Here is a 703-nt window from a genome sequence, read left to right as displayed (position 1 = left end):
GGTAGTTCGACGGAACTTAAATCAATCATACACTGGCTCGACGAACGTTTCTTTCGCGTTTCGTGTCAACTCTACGTCTGGGACAAATCACGTCGCTCTTTTCAAACAAGGAACGGGGTCTGTGGTGAGGGTTGGTATCGAAAGTGGAGAGTGGTATTACCTAAGCGGATCTGTCTACAATGGCATATCAAGTGCGAATGCAGACACGTGGTACAATGTGAGACTTGATCTTGATACGGATAACAAGACGTTTGATTGCTACGTTAATGGCACCCAAATTGGGTCTGATCTTTCCTTTACAGATGGTGCACCAAAAGAGTTTGACCAGTTCTACACACAGTCATTTTCTGGCGGCGATCACTATATTGATGATATAACAATAGAACAGCCACAGCAGGCGAGCTACATCTCGAAAAATCATAGTGTCTCAAACGCTCGCAAAGCAGCCATCAATGTCGCTGCAATTGACAACGCTGCCGCGACGCTGGCGGTCGAATACCACGACGGGAACGGTTGGAAAGTCGCTAACCAAAGTACAGTTACACAACAAGGCAATCACACAATCATCATCCCAAATTCCGAATCGTCAACTTGGCGGCTTAATACGACTGTCTCTCGAAAAGGAACTAACCCCAAATTTAAGATTTCTGATGAGTCTATCCTATTTCAAAATGATGCCCCCGAAATTGAGGATAGTACAATG

The 703-nt window shown here is 45.1% G+C and carries 1 protein-coding gene; it reads left to right on the top strand.

Going from position 1 to position 703, the window contains the following annotated elements; all coding sequences use genetic code 11:
- Window positions 1–217: 217 nt before the first annotated feature.
- On the top strand, window positions 218–703 hold a 486-nt coding region (locus DEQ92_RS23320; RefSeq protein ID WP_147299538.1), incomplete at its 3' end, for a hypothetical protein.

The sequence above is a fragment of the Haloferax sp. Atlit-6N genome, assembly GCF_003383195.1.
Taxonomy (GTDB): domain Archaea; phylum Halobacteriota; class Halobacteria; order Halobacteriales; family Haloferacaceae; genus Haloferax; species Haloferax gibbonsii.
Note: the sequence above shows the minus strand (reverse complement) of the source record. Positions and strands in the feature narration are given on the sequence as shown.